Consider the following 17,717-nt stretch of genomic DNA (forward strand, 5'->3'; position numbering starts at 1 on the left):
GGCGGACGAGGCGAGGCGAGGTGGATGGGCGTTAATATCTCAAGATCGCTTGCTGAATGTCTAGAACTGCGTCACTTCGGAGCCGAAGAGCCGGTCTCCTCGCGCGACGAGATCGTTCCGGAGATCCTGAAGAGGTACGAGAAGCTCGACCTCCGCTTGCCCGTCGTCACCGTGCACGAGTGCATGGAGTGTAGGGTCATAGCCCGATCCCGCCGCCCGCGCTCTGGTTGCCTGCTCCAGTTTCGTAACTCAGAATGCATCCTGAGGTCAGGAGCTGTTCCTGCATATCGCCCGCGTCCAGGCTCCACTTGCCAAGCGGCGGCGGACGCATCGAAGGCGCGCGTCAAAGTCGCTCAGCACGTGAATACCTGCCGCAACGAGGAGATCATCTTGACCAACGGCACGGAGGCGATCGAGCTCATGGCTCGTCGCGGGGCCAGCCGAATACCAAGCTGTCCGACCTGATCATCCCTGCGATTCTAGAGTAATCCGGCATTGGCAATTCCTAAGGAGCCTCATGGCGGTGTGATCAAACGGACGCCGGCCGAGGATGATCGCAACTTCCTGACGGCGGGTTCGAGAAGCTGCTGACGGAAAACCAGGGCCGTCGCGGTCACACAGATATCGAAAGCGGGCCGAGCTCGTTCCGGCCGCGGAGCTCATCCGGTTGCCCGAACGGCGTATCGAAGGCGAACGCATTCACAGGCGGAGCCTCCAAGCAGCTTATTGTGTTGGCGCCGCAGCGAGTGTCTGATCGGCAGCTCTGGATCAATCCCGACTGCGGGCTGAAAACTCGAAAGTGGCAGGAGGTGTGTCCCGCGTTCGTCAATATGGTGGCCGCACGCGAGCTGCGGGCTGCGCCACGATGGTCCCGACCGTTTTGCCACGCTTTTGTGAATGAGATATACCCGCTTTGGGGGCTTGCGATGTCCTTGCGGCTTCCCAAAGGTCCAGAGACGGGAATGCCGGCCGGCGCTGGCCGAGGCGGTCGCATAACAGCCGGCGACAAGCTCGATCCTCGATCCGACGGCCGATAGCCTGCCGGCGATGCCGATCGAAGTCATTAACGGTCGATGCTAACCACAGCTCTTCTTTTCATTTATCCATCGCGTGGATGCGTCCGATCACAACAATCGATTTTACCTCCCTTACGCAATGTCATAGGAGATTGGCGCCTTGGCACGATATTCGGGAAGATAATCGAGCGTTGCTGGTGTTTTGGGGATGCCAAATGCTGCTGCGCGACGACCAGCGGCCGCTTGAGTGTCAGGGCGCGGTGCCCAAGCCGCTTGCGCGAAGGATCCCAGTTCGATCAAGGCACTGCCTTGCCAACCGGACGCGGGCGAGTGGTGGGCAAGTCCTGAAGTGTCCCACAGGAGCGGAAGGCAAGCGGCTCCAGATTTTGCGCGGAGGCGATATCCGCTTCTCGTTGTTTAACGGCGAATGCCCTTGCCGTAAATCGGTCGCCGGTAGTCCTCCCTACCGACGAAAGCTGGTGCGATGCGTAAAGCAGCGTCGCTCCTGCGTGACTTTCGCCCGGCCTCCCGAGTAGGCCGGGCGCTTTTTTATAGGCGTGGCTATGAGTGACGGCACGGGATCATTCATTTTGACGTCATTGCGTGACCCCGGGTACGTGCGTGGCATCTGCTACACCAAGCATGAGGCCGGTGCTGTTAATCCTATCTATCTATGGCAGGCTTTGGCCCCGTGTTCGTAGGCGTGGGTAGATACTCGATCCAGGTACCCGCCCGGTCAGCGAATGCAGAAACGCAACGATCTCTTGCTTATCGCTAAGCCTGGCGCCGAGCTGGATTTCACTCATCAGGGCAAACGCAACGTTCCGCAAGGGCGCCGCGCGGAAGACATATTCGTCACCGACTGCCTTGGCGGTGGCGCAGTATGCACCGGATCCTCTGAAAGCGAGGCTACATCAAACGTACGATTTCGAGATGCCCGCTGCCGTCGTTCGCGCACGAGGGTTTGGGCCTTATTTGATTCGCGAGTGCGCTTTGAGCCAGGTCACGACGTTCGTGTTGGTAGATCAGACTAGCGCCGCAACCTTCGGCGTGATGGTCGATCTGACAACAACGGGTGTGCCGCAAAAGGGTAAGCTGTCCGGTGGCCGCATCGGTGCTCCATCAAGCGATTGGGTGGCCAATACGCTCCCGCGAAGTTGAGCGTATGCTTATTACGCCGCTGGTCGCGCTCAGCGCTCACCCTGTGGCTGGACAATAGCACCCGCCATGCCAGTCGGTATCTGAGGTGCAAGCTGTATTTAGTTGCAGAACGAGTCCGGGCGAACAAACAACGTCGGATGTTTTGGCTTGATGAATACATGCGGTGTTACAGACGCGACAAGCGCCGGTCCCGGCTAGGCATCATCGCACAGAGAGTTTGTGATGAGATCGAATTGCCAGCTTGTGGGCCGAACGCGAGAACGGCGGTACTAAGGTCTACGCAGGTTTGGCGAGACACTGGGCCGAGGCGCCAGGCGCTGCGCATCGCTCGCGATTTCGCCGAGCCCTACCGACTGAAGCCTCTCAGACTCATATCCGGGCCGCTCCGGGGCGCCGCCGCCGCAAAATCCCCCTCCTTTGTAACGGACCAGCCCCAAGCCTGAACATGGCTTGCCTTCCACCTGAGGTTCGCTGGCATGACAATTGCCGTTCTCAAATCCGAAAGGCGCGGTTACCCAGAGCTTGACGGTGCGACGGTCCGATTAGTCGGATACCCCCATTCGACACCAGCTTAAATCGCCGGCCTGACACCAGATCAGGCCGGGTGTTGGTTGGAATAAAGATAAACCACTTCGGCCCACTGACGGGCGAGCGGCAGCTTTTGAAATCCTGCGCGCTGATGGCAAAAGCCGCTGAACTTCTGCAGAAGCAACCGTCACTTCGTGCCCTTGCGTTGAACGACTGCGATACAAGAGGACATGCTGGGAGGAGATCGTGACAGATGGCCAGGTCGTGACATGTCATCGGCGTCTTCCCCGGAACGACGTGATTGACCAGCTGTCCATGGCTGGTTCAGGTTAAATACGGTAAGCGTGATGGCTTCGATTGACGATCGCTTGAATGAGATCAGATACGTGCGGAATGACATTTGGCGTTGTCGCAGAAGGCTTCAATGTGAGCTGAGTGATCTCGAGCGTAAGATCCTCGAAGAGCGTCTGCTTGAGCGGCAGTCTGCCTTCGACCGGCTCCTGGCGACCACGTTTCCTTTTACATTGACACCGTGAAGAAAATTTCGGGAACCTGTGCCGCGGGGTATTGGCGCGGAAATGGCATCCGCCCGCAGAACGCCTTCGCCCGCGTCAGGAACGTAGCGCTCCGGCGCCGCGGGCCGTCGCGCCCCTCATGGCCGCTGCCGAGCTGAAAGGCGTCGGTCCATAGCCTTGGTTCACCGACGTGCTGGCCCGCTGCGCGCCGTGAACGCGGATAATGGAATCGTTCGGGCACCCATCCAGGGGCTGTCGCCGGGGATTCCGATCGCCTCGTTTCTGCGACACCGCCGTCACCGTGAGTAGCTTTCATCCGACAGAGCGATCGAAGAAGCTTGAATCGGCCGTAGCGTCAGATTGTACAGAGCAGGCGAACGATATTCCAGACCAGGTGCAGCCGAATGATAAGACCCATTCTCGCTTTTGTATTATGTTCCGCTCTCGAGTTGTTCGGGCCAAGCACGGGCGCGCTTGCGGACACAAGGCGGTACGCGTGCACGATCACTGCCGCCGATCGAGAGCCGGTCGGAGTTCGGAATGAGCGGGTCATTCTCAGCGTTCAATATGGCTGCCGGATCGCGGGTGGTCTCTTGAGCGACGCGGGGATCACAGCAGTGTCGGTCAGCGAGTGGGCTGCTGACAAAGGATCATACGTGGCTTCCCTGGAATTTCACCGCGCGCTGGAGGGAGTTGCAATTGGACAACTCTCCGAGGCGACCGGCTTCTCTATCATGGAAGGCGAGCAAGGCATTGCGGTCGCAACTTCCGGCACGACAGTATTCAAGTTCGCATCTGGCTCATTGGCAGCCCTTTCAGGGAAGACCCTTAAATTCACGACCAAACCCACTGGCCCACGTAGCTTCGAATTGGAGTTCACAGATTGGCCAGAATCTCTCCTATAGAAGTGAACTCGTGTCTTACGCTGATTTCCGCAGGTGCTCGGACGCACGAATTACCGTCCATACTCTTAGCCGCACACAATACGTGCTCCCCGGCCTGTGTGCTGTCCTCCAAGGCGAGCACACCCGCAACAAGTTAAGCTAAACGAGGGTGTTTTGGCCAAAGTGGGCGAGATGGTACTGCCGGCGATGGAGCGCCATGGGCCGATCGAAGCGTGGATCATCGATGACACCGGTTTTCCCAAGAAGGGAGCGCATTCCGTCAATATTGCGGGCAGCTCGGCAAGCAAGATAACTGCCAAGTCGCGGTGTCCCAGTCGCTTGCCAATCACCACGCCAGTCTGCCCGCGATGTATCGTCTCTATCTGCCGCAGGATTGGGCAGCAGATAAGAAACGTCGGCGCAAAGCGGCGTGCCCAAGGAGATCAGCTTTAAGACCAAGAGATCGCACTTGAGCAGATCGAAGCGGCCTGCAGAGCCGGGCTTGCTCGCGGCGTGTTGCTGATGGATGCCGGGTTTGGCTGAAACACGGACCTGCGGACCAGCATCAGCGCGTTGGGGTTGACCTATGTGGCCGGTATCTTGCCAAACACCACGGTGTGGACATCCGACACGGCGCCGCTGCCGCCAAAAAAATGGTCGGGCAAAGGGCGACCACCAAAGCTGCTGCGCCGCGACCACAAGCATCAACCGATTTCGGTCAAGGAGCTTGCTCTTTGCCTTCCTAAGGGGGTCTGGCGCACGATCAAGTGGCGAGAGGGTGCGGCCGAGCGGCTATCGTCGCGCTTCGCTCGCGCGCGCGTTTGCGTCGCGCATCGAGATTACCAGCTCACCGGAAGCCGACCGGAAGAGTGGCTTTTGATCGAATGGCCAGAAGGTGAGGACGAGCCGACCAAATACTGGCTTTCAACGTTGCCGGAAAAGATCACTTTCGGAAAGCTAGTCGATCTAACCAAGCTGCGATGGCGCATCGAGCGCGATTATCAGGATCTCAAACAAGAGGTCGGGCTCGGACATTTCGAAGGGCGAGGTTGGCGTGGCTTCCACCACCACGCTACGCTGTGCATCGCGGCCTACGGATTCCTGGTCTCCGAGAGGGAGACGATTCCCCCGCGGGATCTCGTTCCGCTAGGCCGTTCAAGAAACTTGCGGTTTCCAACGGTTACCGACCCAGAGGCTCCGCCACGGCGACCCGAACGTCACATCCCGAACTCGATTGCGACGATGCGGCGAAGAATGATCGTTGCCATCGCCCGGAACCTCTCACGCTGTCCCATTGTTTCGTCGCGCTGATTGCGATATCAGGAAGCCTGCGCTGTTGTTGTGCTCCCGGATGTCACATGCCCGTCGCCTTGGTCGTTCTGCTGCTCGATATCACGCTGATTTACCATGCCTCGCGCACCGGGCGATTGCGGCCCTGGGCTTTCATCATCCTGCTGGTGCCGATGATGGGCGCGCTCGCCTATATCGCGGTCGAGCTCATTCCCGAATGGTTCTCGAGCCCTGGTGCACGGCAGGCGCGCCAGCGCGTCGCCAACCGGCTCGATCCGGAAAAACGCTACCGCGAACTGTCCGACCGGCTGGCTGTCACCGATACCATCGCCAATCGCGCGGCGCTTGCCGAAGAGTGCACGAAGATCGGCCGGTTCGCTGAGGCCGAGCAGCACTATGATCACATTCTGACACTGCCGATGGGCCACGATCCCATCTACGCGCTCGGCAAGGCGCAGGCCGAGTTTTCCGCCAAGCGTCCGGCCGATGCGCTGGCGACGCTGGACGATCTCCAGAAGCAATGGCCGGATTTCGATTCCGCCGACGCGCACCTGCTCTACGCCCGGGCGCTCGCCGAGGTCGGCCGGCTCGACGAGGCGCTGGAGGAATATCACGCGGTCGCCGGCTATTTCCCCGGCGCCGAGGCGCGGGTGCGCTACGGCATGCTGCTGCAAATGGTCGGCCGCAGCGCCGAGGCGCGCGTGGTCTTCAACGAGCTCCTGATCCAGATGCGGCGCGCGCCGAAATATCTGCGCGAGGCGCAGGCCGAGTGGCTCTCGATCGCCGAGAAGCAGATTTCGACCTGAGCGGTCTTATTGTTTGAGCATGATCTTATCGGAAAACTGCTGCGCACTTTTCCGGATCATGCTTTGCGCAGATTCAGCCGTTCCGCCGGCACCGTCATCGCGGCAACGCCGGCCATGACCAGCAGCAGTCCCAGCGCGAGGTTCGACGGCACGCTCTCGCCGAGCAGCAGCACGGACAATCCGACGCCGATCGGAATGGTTGCATCGGCAATCGAAGCGTCTTCTTTTGTGACGCAGTAAGACTAGGTCCAGCGGGCTTTCATAGCGATCCTTCAAGAACTTGGCGGCGTGCTCATGGATTCCTAGTTTTGAGCCAACAACGCCGCATGGATTGTAGCTATCGACGCCTCAAGACAAGCTGAATACGCCGGAGAAGACTGGCAGCTCATATCGGGCGACAATATTGTTGAAGCGAACATGGGTATCTATCAGCTCTTCGAGATCGAACGAGAATGGAATGCCCATTTGCTTTACGACGAACGGTGTCAACACCGTCGGAGCAGGTGCTACGGCGATCTTCGCCAATTCTTCCAATCCATTAATCGTGTTCTCTGCAGCCTCAATTCCGGCCAGAAGGCAGCTTCCGGCTCCGAACCGACCAAACACATCGACTGCGTCGGTAAAGATCGCCATGTACTCTTCAAAAGTGTATTCGCCCTTCAGGCCACGGATATACTTTCTTCGCATTCCGGCGTCGACGATATCGACCCCCGTGTTGAATCGCGAAACGCCAGCATCTCTTAGAACTGAAAGGTAATTTCTTCGCTTATCCCTGTCGTTTCGGATACTCGGCGGAACCACCTGGGATACGTAAATATTCTTTGTATACCCCGCCTCTCTGAGCCGACGAGAGATTGTCGAATGTCGGTCCAATTCGGTCTTCTCATCCTTGATGCTTCCAGTGCATAGCCAAACGATATCGTATTTGTCATCAAACGTGTGGCCATTCCTGTCCGCATAATTCAAACACTCATGAAAATTGGCCCTGTAATTAGTATCACCTCCCTGAATGGCCAGCGCCTCCCATTCATTTTCTTTAAAACAGAAATCGCACGAATAACAGCAGTAAACATGATAATCGAACACGAAACTCCGGGCGCCATTCGTGCGCATCATACCGAAATTGTACATACCCGTAGGCGAGCGTTCGGGGTCAATATGTTGTCGACAACGGACTTGTTTAATCTCGTCGTTTATTGATGCAAGGAGGACCTCTCCGTCAAACATAAATGGCGAGTTCGAATTGATCCGTACGGTGATCTTTTTGACGAACTGCGGGCCAAATATTTCGATTTCGAGTCTCGGTATGATTTGCCCAAGAATTGGAAATGATATATCGGTGGTGAGAAGTTGAATTCCGTCTCTCAGTGCGCCAAGTCTGAAGACTTCCTCGATACGAACACCGTGGCTATTTTTGAGTGCAAGATCGAATTTTGCGATCCTCTTTTTCTGAATGCTCATGGCCGCACTCCACCTGCTGTAACGGATTCCTTAGATCGACCGAGCACCATGCCTGCGACCTAAAAATCCGTCACACGCCACGGCGGCCCCGACGAGATTGCTTGCTTTTGATGTCTGGGGCTTGGAGTGCGGCAGCTGTTTTCATGCTCAGATCTCGAAAGCAACGCTGAGACCGCGACGCCGGCCATCGCGTGAGTGTGCAGGACGCAGATCGCGTCTTCGCGCGGAGAATGGATCGCACTGTTAATGGTGAATCCGAGGGGGTTGATGCCGAGCCCGAGAGGATCCTCGACGATGTTGCCATCGATATCAACCGTAACCAGGTTCGATGCGGTCACCTCTTCAAAGCGCATTCCACTGGGATTGATCAGAAAGCGATCATGCGCGCCAGGCAGGCGGATCGAGAGTTGGTTGTGGATGCCGCCATCAAGGCCGAGCAGGTGGATCAGCCGAGGTGCTGCGGCGAGATCAATCCGAGTATCCTGCAGTCCATCCTTGCTGGCCGATGCGCGCGCACGAGTTGTCATCACTTTTCAGTCTCTCAGTTGTGACGTTAAACGTGTGCCACGGTGGTCGCAACCTACTCCATGCGATTTCACGACGGCCGTGATCGCAACAGATTGTTCGCCACTTATAGGCAATCGTCGTGCCACAAGAGATGCGTGCGAGCCGTTGACGAAAAGATGCGCTTTGCACTGCGCCAACGTAGAACCGAGTCTCGGTGTCGGGTCTCTGCCGTAAACGTATCAAACCGAACAGTGCTGAACGCGACAACACGGAGCGTTCATCGATATCGAAGCCTGGAGCATCGTTTCTTTTTAAGAACTTCAACAACTCGATGGCTCGATGACGCTTGAGGCGTTTGCCGATGACGGAAGCCCGAGGCGACATCGAGCGCTGCAGACAGCAGGCATCCACGGCGCACGTATCTGGGTCGCCCCGGTACCCCTGGCATCACCGCCAAGGCCGGTAGCTCGCGTTCGAGTGCCTGGATCTGGCTTTTCTCATCGATGCCGAAGGACAAGGACCCCGATCGGCGCTGGATAGGTAGCTAGAGTCTGACCGGCGAAGCCGGATGCGCCATGCACAACGGAAATGCATCGTTCTCTCCACTTGCAAACAAGATTTGAAACAATCATGCCGCGTGTCATGATGAGGAATGACTTTACGATACGATATTCGATCCGAGATGAATGGCTGGACGGTTAACGACATCCGCACTGGTTTTGCTGCGCTAATCAATGACGTCGCCCAAAATGGCCTTCCCCTGGAAGACGCCGACGACCTGGCCGATCTGTTGAATCACCTACAATCAGAGCAAGCCTACGTCAGCAGTCACTAAGGGTTTTGCGGGCGCCGCGATTTTCGTTCTGGTCGCCGCCCTTTGGTGTGGCGGAGGATAAACGTGTATCGACGGGAGCTTCCACGGGTCTTCGAACTTCGCGACTTGGTCCAGTATTCATCATCGCGAGACGCGTATTTCCAGAACTTTGAGAAATCGCTGTCGGAGATCCCTCAAAAACTGAAGCAGTTCCCGCGACATCGAGCAGGACTTCCGATGTCGACGAAGGCCTTGGCCATGCCGTGAAGGCCGAGCGCGTTGAGCTGATCAGCGGTCAAGCCGCCAATCGGGGGCGATTGGCGATGGTGGGGGCATATAATCTGCACCCGCCGACGGTGACAACTACTGACTCTAGTAGGTTTGTTGTTTCCACGCATGAGCTAGTGACTAGGTTGTTTTGACAGACACGCCTTGCGCACCAACAGTGCTGCACAGGAGAACCTCTATGCCGTCGACCGCACTGCGCAGCACCTCTCTTGCGTTGATCCTTTTTGCCTGCGGGATCATGGGGAGCGTGCGGGCAGACAATCCGCCGCCGCCGCCCGCCAATGCCACAACGCCAGCCGGCCAGAACGCCGGCCCCGGCGAACGCGCCGGCCAAGCGCCGAGTACGCCGTCGGCGGCCGAGCAGCATCGCCTGCCGCCGGACTCCAGCACCAGGCAAACGCTTGATCTCCCTGGGCGGACGCTCTCTTTCACCGCGATGGCCGGCTCCATCCGCCTGTTCGACAAGAAGGGCGAGCCGGACGCCGACATCGTCTATACTTCCTATCAGCTTGACGGCACCGATCGCGGCACGCGCCCGGTAACGTTCTTCTTCAACGGAGGACCGGGCTCATCATCGGCTTGGCTGCAGTTCGGCAATGCCGGACCGTGGCGGCTGCCGATCAATGCAGACGAGGTCACGCCATCCACTTTTCCGGAGGTGAGGCCAAACGCGGAGACTTGGCTCGATTTCACCGATTTGGTGTTTATCGACCCCGTGGGCACAGGCTATAGCCGTTTCGTGGGGACCGGCAATGATGTGCGCAAGCGGCTCTTTTCCGTTAACGGCGACGTCAACGCCCTCGCGCTGGTGGTCCGTCGCTGGCTCGAAAAGCATGGCCGGCTGTTGTCGCCGAAATACATCGTGGGTGAAAGCTATGGGGGCATTCGTGGGCCAAAGGTCGTGCACCAGTTGCAGATGCAGCAGGGCATAGGCGTCAAGGGCCTGATAATGGTCTCGCCAATCTTCGACTACGCCCGCACTGGCCTGCTGCAATACATCGCAACACTGCCGAGCTATGTCGCGACCCTGCGTGAAGCCGAGGGCCCGGTAAAGCGAGCCGATCTCGCCGACGTGGAAGCTTATGCACGCGGAGAGTTTCTGACCGACCTCATCAAAGGTCAGGCGGACAAGGAAGCGACCACGCGTCTGGCCGACAAGGTCGCGGCGCTGACCGGCATCGATCAGGCGGTGAGTCGCAGGCTCGCGGGCCGCTTCGACCCCGCCGCGTTTGGCCGTGAGTTCGATCGTAAGAACGGCAAGTTAATCGGCAATTATGACGCCTCAGTGCGTGGCCTCGATCCGTATCCGGACTCGGATTTCCATCATTCCGACGATCCGTCGAGCGACACGCTGCTCGCACCTCTGACCAGCGCCACTGTCGATCTCCTTACGCGCAAGCTAAACTGGCGGCCGGACGGCTCCTATGAGCTAGTCAACGACGCGGTCGGGCAGGCTTGGGATTACGGCCGCGGGCCTCCGGAGTCGCTGTCGGAGCTGCGCCAGATTCTCGCAGCGGACCCGAAGATGAAATTGCTAGTCGGGCACGGCCTGTTTGACCTCGTCACCCCTTATTTCGGATCACAGATCGTGCTCGACCAATTGCCGCCATTTGCCTCAGCACCGCGCGTCAAACTCGTAGTCTATCCAGGCGGCCACATGTTCTATTCACGAGATGGCTCGCGCCACGCGTTTCGTGCAGAGGCCGAAGCGATTATGAAGTAACCCGCACCGCGAGCTAGGTCACAAGCATGCTCGTGTCCGCACGAGCATAGTTATAGATGAAGCTGCTCATGGCGCCGGCTTCGACGTGTAAGTTCATGGTTCCCCGGGTTTTGGTTATGGATCAGGGGAGCCTACTCCTTGTCGCGTGTGCCGCATCATTGTTGCCGACTCGGGTGAGGTTTGCCTTTCCCGACTCTGCGGGCGCTTGAAAACGGCTTCTTGAGTGTTCCTATCTGCCCTTGCATTGCGTCAATCTTGTTGGCGTACAACCATCAAATTTCTACTGTCGTGGTAAATCTCCTCAGAGAGCAGTTCTGCACAACTGGCATCTTAGGAGCGTCAATGGGAAGCACCTCTGAGTGTCGTTCACAGCTAGTCGTAACTGTACACGGAATACCGAGAGGTTCGCGTTGCGCGAGGCAGCCTTACCCTTACGCGGTATTCCGCCGATAGTTCTGGCTACGCCAGCGCCGATCACGCACCGTACCGCCGAGGAAAATTTGGGGCTCGGTTACCTGGCGAGTATTCTCAGAAGCAAGGGGGCGAATGTCCAAATCATCGACGGTTGGCTGGGCGGACCACCTGCGCTTCCAGGAACAACTGGGCGAGCAAGGACGGAGCTCGCCCGAGAGACCGAAGTGCTCCAGCAGGAGCGCGAGAAGCTCCAAAGGGGTCGTGAGCAGGTCGTGAACCCACTGGCGGCTAAGTGCAGCCAACTCGTCGTTACAGAAGCGAGGAACGCGCGCGAGGCAGCTCGATGGATTCGGCTGGTTCCACCGGACTCCCTCTTTCTCTCGAAGGAGAAGATCTCGGCTTGCAAGACGGGCATCTTCCATCCGGAGCGCAGATCGTAATCGGATATCTTTAGAGCGGGCTCCCGGCTGGAATCTTCGCCAGGCCGAGTGCCGAATGCTGTGACATGGCGCCCAATGCGGATTTCCCAAGACCAATCAGCGCCCACACGAACAACCCAAGCCAGCCGAGCACGGTGAAGCCACAGACGACGTTCAGGATGGCCAACCGAGGGGTAGTCATGCCGATCCTCGAAGGCGGTGATGGTTGACAGAAGGTACGCCGCTGCCAGCAGGCTCATTCCAACCAGTCCGACGGACATGCTCATCAGATTGGAAAGCGCGACGATGGCAGCGATGAGTCGGATCCCGAAATGCCGGTGCTCGGTGATGTTCAGGGCGAGCGATGTCTTCTTGCTGGTATCTTTCTTCGTCCCCAACTCGACCTTCAATGCGGCGAATAACCGATCTTTGGCGGCGTCGATTTCCCGGAGAGCCCAACTGATTGTTTTGTTTCAGACAGGCCGTTAGCGGCTACGCCTGTCGGTGCCAGACAGGGTCAGGTTTCTAACAATCCGCATCCTGCCAACTATCTAGCTCTACAGACGTGTGTTTTTGCATCCAACCAGCGCTGGCACACTCATTGCAAACCCCTGCGCAAGAGGCGGCTGTTATCCCTTTGCAACAACATGCAGAGGGACACGCCCCTGATGGCAGGCAGTGAGTAAAGAAGCCGATATGACCACCCGCTGGAGAGTAGGCATGACTTCACCGAGACGCGTCTTGGTCAGCGATCCCGTCGACAAATCAACAGCGTCACACACACCGCGCTCGCAAGCGCTCAGCGGAGATGAACTACAAGATCGTGAACGACCGCTGCTGCATGATCCAGAAGGCCGCGAAGTTGCGATCGGTCGGACCGGTCACGGAGATTGCACGCTTTACACCTGAATGCCGGATCGAAATCCGTCAGTCTACCGGAAAAGCGTCGCTTCATGATCTGAGGCGACAATCAAAGGAAATTTGTATGAGCCGAGAAACTACCCAGAGTGTCGCTGAGATCAAGGCGCGCAACAAGCAGCTAATCGATGAGGTGTTGAAGGTCTACCCAGAGAAGACCGCCAAAAGGCGCGCCAAGCATCTCAGTGTTCACGAGGCGGGGAGGTCGGATTGCGGCGTCAAGTCGAATATCAAGTCCATTCCGGGCGTGATGACCATCCGTGGCTGCGCCTACGCAGGCTCCAAGGGCGTGGTCTGGGGGCCGATCAAGGACATGATCCACATTAGCCACGGTCCGGTCGGCTGTGGTCAGTACTCATGGGGCTCGCGGCGCAACTACTACGTCGGCACGACCGGCATCGACACCTTCGTGACACTGCAGTTCACCTCCGATTTCCAGGAAAAGGATATCGTGTTCGGCGGCGATAAAAAGGTCACGAAGCTCATCGATGAGCTCCAGGAGCTTTTTCCTCTCAACAGGGGCATTACCATCCAGTCCGAATGTCCGATCGGATTGATCGGCGACGATATCGAGGCGGTCTCCAGAGAAAAATCAAAGGAATATGGCGGCAAGACCATCGTGCCTGTGCGGTGCGAGGGCTTTCGTGGCGTGTCACAATCGCTCGGCCATCACATCGCGAACGACGCAGTTCGAGATTGGATCTTCGACAAGAGCGCCCCAGAGGCCAGCTCCAAATTTGAGCCGACGCCATATGACGTTGCGATTATCGGCGACTACAACATCGGCGGCGATGCCTGGTCGTCACGGATCCTGCTCGAAGAAATGGGCCTGCGCGTCATCGCTCAGTGGTCCGGGGATGGTTCTCTTGCTGAATTGGAGGCGACGCCGAAGGTGAAGCTCAACATATTGCATTGCTATCGCTCGATGAACTACATCTCACGGCACATGGAGGAAAAATTCGGGATTCCATGGTGCGAGTACAACTTCTTCGGCCCGTCCAAAATCGCGGAGTCGCTGCGCAAGATTGCAAGCTTCTTCGATGATAAGATCAAGGAAGGCGCCGAGCGCGTCATCGCGAAATATCAGCCGCTTGTCGACGCGGTGACCGCGAAATACCTGCCGCGGCTCGAAGGCAAGACCGTAATGCTGTTCGTCGGTGGCTTACGTCCTCGCCATGTCATCGGCGCCTACGAGGACCTCGGCATGGATGTTGTCGGCACAGGCTATGAGTTCGGGCATAACGATGACTACCAACGCACCGCCCAGCACTACGTCAAAGATGGCACGCTGATCTACGACGATGTCACCGGCTACGAATTCGAGCGCTTTGTCGAAAAGATCCGGCCAGACCTCGTAGGCTCCGGTATTAAGGAAAAATACGTCTTCCAGAAAATGGGCGTGCCGTTCCGTCAAATGCATTCCTGGGACTACTCGGGTCCTTACCACGGCTACGACGGCTTCGCGATCTTCGCCCGCGACATGGACATGGCGATCAATTCCCCGATCTGGGGGAAGACCACGGCACCTTGGAAGGACGCCCCGCGGCCGAGCCTTATGGCGGCGGAATAGGAACGCCGACGTCCGGCCCCTTCTTCCGCAGAGGAGGGGAGGGGCAGGAGAACGAACACAAGAAACTAAAGGGTGCCATGATGACACAGAACGCCGAACACATACTCGACCACTCTGAGCTTTTCCGGGGAGACGAATACCAGCAGATGCTGGCCAATAAGAAGGCGCTATTTGAGAATCCGCATGATCCCGCCGAAGTCGACCGTATCAGAGAATGGTCCAAGACGCCCGAATACCGCGAGAAGAACTTTGCCCGCGAGGCGCTAACGGTTAATCCGGCGAAGGCTTGCCAACCGCTAGGTGCGGTGTTCGCCGCGCTCGGGTTCGAGCGCACACTGCCGTTCGTCCACGGCTCACAGGGCTGCGTCGCGTATTATCGCAGCCATCTGTCACGGCACTTCAAGGAGCCGACCTCGTGCGTCTCCTCGTCCATGACGGAAGACGCGGCCGTGTTCGGGGGGCTCAACAATCTTACCGACGGGCTTGCCAACAGCTACAACATGTACAAGCCGAAGATGATCGCGGTCGCGACGACCTGCATGGCGGAAGTCATCGGCGACGACCTCAACGCCTTCATCAAAACATCTAAGGAAAAAGGTTCAGTCCCCGCGGACTACGATGTACCATTCGCTCACACTCCTGCATTCGTCGGCAGCCACGTTACCGGCTACGACAACACGCTCAAGGGCATCCTCGAGCATTTCTGGGACGGCAAAGCCGGCACGGCACCAAAACTCCAGCGCAAGGCGAACGACACGATCAACTTCATCGGCGGCTTCGACGGCTACACTGTAGGCAACATGCGTGAGATAAAGCGCATATTCGAGCTGATGGGGATCGGCTACACCATCCTCGCGGACAACAGTGACGTGTTCGACACCCCCACCGACGGCGAGTTCCGCATGTATGATGGCGGCACCACGCTGAAGGATGCCGCGAACGCAGTCCACGCGAAGGCAACCATTTCCATGCAGCAATATTGTACGGAGAAGACGTTGGCCTTCATCAAGGGGCACGACCAAGAGGTCGTCGCCTTCAATCACCCCCTCGGCGTCAGCGCGACGGACGATTTCCTGATGACGCTGTCGCGTATCACCCACAAGGCAATTCCAAATGCGCTGGAGCGGGAGCGCGGGCGTCTGGTAGACGCAATGGCTGACTCTAGCGCGCATGTTCACGGCAAGAAGTTCGCGATCTACGGCGATCCTGACCTCTGCTATGGCGTGGCCGCATTCTTGTTAGAGCTCGGCGCTGAGCCCACCCACGTGCTCTCGACGAACGGGGGTAAGGCCTGGCAGCAGAAAATGCAGGCGCTGTTTGCGAGCTCGCAGTTCGGTAAAAACTGCCGCGCCTTCCACGGCAAGGATCTCTGGCACATGCGTTCGCTCCTGTTCACAGAACCGGTCGATTTCCTAATCGGTAACACCTACGGAAAATATCTCGAGCGTGACACTGGAACACCGCTAATCCGCATCGGGTTTCCCATCTTCGATCGCCATCATCACCATCGTTACCCAGTGTGGGGCTATCAGGGTAGCATGAATGTGCTGGTCAAGATTCTCGACAAGATCTTTGATGAGATCGATAGAAAAACCAGCTCGGTTGGCAAGACAGACTACAGCTTCGACATCATACGCTAAGGCGAGCGCCCCGCCTCATCGTCCGCAGGAACAGCGGCGTTGTGGCGGGGATCACAGGTTGTCCGGCGGCCATCCTCTTGGTCTGTGCGGCGTCTTGACATCCCCGAAAGAGACACCATGACTTCGCTTCCCACGACCATACTGGACGTCTTTAACGAACCGGGCTGCGCCACGAACGCGAGCAAGTCGAACATCGAGCGCAAGAAGGGATGCACCAAGCAGCTGAAGCCGGGCGGCGCCGCCGGCGGGTGTGCCTTCGATGGCGCCAAAATCGCACTGCAGCCCTTCACCGATGTCGCCCATCTTGTGCATGGTCCAATCGCCTGTGAGGGTAATTCCTGGGACAATCGCGGTTCCGCCTCCTCCGGCTCCGATCTGTGGCGCAGAAGCTTCACCACTGACATGAGCGAGACCGACGTCGTGTTCGGCGGCGAGAAACGGCTGTACAGGGCAGTCAAGGAGATCACAGAGAAATATGACCCAGAGGCCATATTCGTCTACCAGACGTGCGTGCCCGCGATGATCGGCGACGACATCGATATGGTCTGCAAGGCGGCCTCCGAGAAATTCGGCAAACCGGTCATTCCCATCAATGCACCGGGATTTGTGGGGTCGAAGAACCTTGGCAACAAGCTCGCAGGCGAAGCACTGCTGGAGCACGTCATCGGTACCGGAGAGCCCGATTACACCACTCCGTATGACATCAACATCATCGGCGAATACAACCTGTCCGGCGAGCTCTGGCAGGTCAAGCCGCTGCTCGATGAGCTCGGAATTCGGATCCTGTCGTGCATCTCGGGGGACGGCAAGTACCGCGAGGTCGCTTATTCACACCGAGCCAAAGCCGCGATGATGGTCTGCTCAAAGGCAATGATCAACGTCGCTGGCAAGATGAGGCAGCGCTACGGCATCCCGTTTTTTGAAGGCTCGTTCTACGGTATTGGGGATTCCAGCGATTCACTGCGCCAGATCGCGCGCATGCTAATCGAACGTGGCGCGCCGGCTGAGCTGATGGAACGAACGCAAACCCTGATCGCACGCGAAGAGACCAAAGCCTGGACTGCGATCGAACGTTTCAAGCCGCGCTTTGCCGGCAAGAGGGTCGTTCTCATCACCGGTGGCGTGAAATCCTGGTCGATGGTGGCCGCTTTGCAGGAGGCCGGGCTCGAAATCGTCGGCACGTCCGTGAAGAAATCGACCGAGAAGGACAAGGAACGTATCAAGGAATTAATGGGACAGCACGCCCACATGATCGAGGACATGTCACCTCACGAGATCTACAAGATGCTCAAGGACGCAAAAGCCGACATCATGCTTTCGGGCGGCAAGTCGCAATTCGTCGCACTAAAGGCGGCGACGCCATGGCTCGATATCAACCAGGAGCGCTGCCACGCCTACATGGGCTATGTCGGGATTGTCAAGCTCATGGAGGAGATCGAGAAAGCGCTCTACAATCCGATATGGGATCAGCTCCGCCAAGGCGCGCCCTGGGATGAGTTCGATTGGAAGCGTCAGGCAAAGACGGGTGCGCGGATGGATGCGCAAGGCGTTGATCCATTTCGGGGCGCGAACACGGACGGCGTCAAGACGATAAGTATCTCCAACAAAAGTGAGATCGGCGATGGTCAGAGCGCGATTGCGGCGCATGGCCCGAACCTCGTCGAGCCCGCCAAGCCGTGCACCAATTCCACCGCAAGGGGCCTTGCTTGTAAGGACACTCTTTCCGACCTCCAGCCCCCGGCGCTGCAGGCGGCGGAGTAGGA

7 protein-coding genes and 4 pseudogenes are annotated in these 17,717 nt (G+C 57.9%); 7 read left to right on the top strand and 4 right to left on the bottom strand.

Annotated elements, in window-relative coordinates; all coding sequences use genetic code 11:
- Positions 1-716 precede the first annotated feature (716 nt).
- From ABIC03_RS25675 to ABIC03_RS25685, 3 genes and pseudogenes are all read left to right on the top strand, one after another.
- Positions 717-860: pseudogene (locus tag ABIC03_RS25675) on the top strand (hypothetical protein); the annotation flags it as partial.
- 3,406 nt (positions 861-4,266) lie between these two features.
- Positions 4,267-5,306 (top strand): annotated as a pseudogene (locus tag ABIC03_RS25680) (IS701 family transposase); the annotation flags it as partial.
- Positions 5,307-5,462: 156 nt separating this feature from the next.
- On the top strand, positions 5,463-6,200 hold the full coding sequence (locus ABIC03_RS25685; RefSeq protein ID WP_354062109.1) for a tetratricopeptide repeat protein: 738 nt from the start codon (positions 5,463-5,465) through the stop codon (positions 6,198-6,200).
- Positions 6,201-6,548: 348 nt separating this feature from the next.
- On the opposite strand, the gene ABIC03_RS25690 is transcribed toward ABIC03_RS25685, so the two are convergent.
- The 3 genes and pseudogenes from ABIC03_RS25690 to ABIC03_RS25700 all read right to left on the bottom strand — a co-directional run.
- Positions 6,549-7,661, bottom strand: a complete 1,113-nt coding sequence (locus tag ABIC03_RS25690) for a hypothetical protein (protein WP_354062111.1) — start codon at positions 7,659-7,661, stop codon at positions 6,549-6,551.
- 161 nt (positions 7,662-7,822) lie between these two features.
- A pseudogene (locus tag ABIC03_RS25695) lies at positions 7,823-8,188 on the bottom strand (class II aldolase/adducin family protein); the annotation flags it as partial.
- A gap of 277 nt (positions 8,189-8,465) precedes the next feature.
- Positions 8,466-8,673, bottom strand: a pseudogene (locus tag ABIC03_RS25700) (IS630 family transposase); the annotation flags it as partial.
- A gap of 775 nt (positions 8,674-9,448) precedes the next feature.
- On the opposite strand from ABIC03_RS25700, the gene ABIC03_RS25705 reads away from it, so the two are divergent.
- Positions 9,449-10,993, top strand: a complete 1,545-nt coding sequence (locus ABIC03_RS25705) for a S10 family peptidase (protein WP_354062113.1) — start codon at positions 9,449-9,451, stop codon at positions 10,991-10,993.
- 864 nt (positions 10,994-11,857) lie between these two features.
- Here ABIC03_RS25705 and ABIC03_RS25710 read toward each other — a convergent pair.
- A complete protein-coding gene (locus tag ABIC03_RS25710) occupies positions 11,858-12,013 on the bottom strand; it encodes a hypothetical protein (RefSeq protein WP_354062115.1) in 156 nt (51 codons plus the stop codon).
- A gap of 798 nt (positions 12,014-12,811) precedes the next feature.
- Between ABIC03_RS25710 and nifD the strand changes: the two genes are divergently transcribed.
- The 3 genes from nifD to nifE all read left to right on the top strand — a co-directional run bounded on the left by nifD (position 12,812) and on the right by nifE (position 17,715).
- On the top strand, positions 12,812-14,314 hold the full coding sequence (nifD, locus tag ABIC03_RS25715) for a nitrogenase molybdenum-iron protein alpha chain (RefSeq protein ID WP_354062634.1): 1,503 nt from the start codon (positions 12,812-12,814) through the stop codon (positions 14,312-14,314).
- A gap of 80 nt (positions 14,315-14,394) precedes the next feature.
- Complete coding sequence (gene nifK / locus ABIC03_RS25720; protein ID WP_354062636.1) at positions 14,395-15,954, top strand: nitrogenase molybdenum-iron protein subunit beta; 1,560 nt, start codon at positions 14,395-14,397, stop codon at positions 15,952-15,954.
- Between the two features lie 117 nt (positions 15,955-16,071).
- Positions 16,072-17,715, top strand: a complete 1,644-nt coding sequence (nifE, locus tag ABIC03_RS25725; RefSeq protein ID WP_354062638.1) for a nitrogenase iron-molybdenum cofactor biosynthesis protein NifE — start codon at positions 16,072-16,074, stop codon at positions 17,713-17,715.
- The last annotated feature ends 2 nt before the right edge of the window (positions 17,716-17,717 follow it).

Origin of the sequence: Bradyrhizobium sp. RT6a (genome assembly GCF_040547675.1) — a bacterium.
Taxonomy (GTDB): Bacteria; Pseudomonadota; Alphaproteobacteria; order Rhizobiales; family Xanthobacteraceae; genus Bradyrhizobium.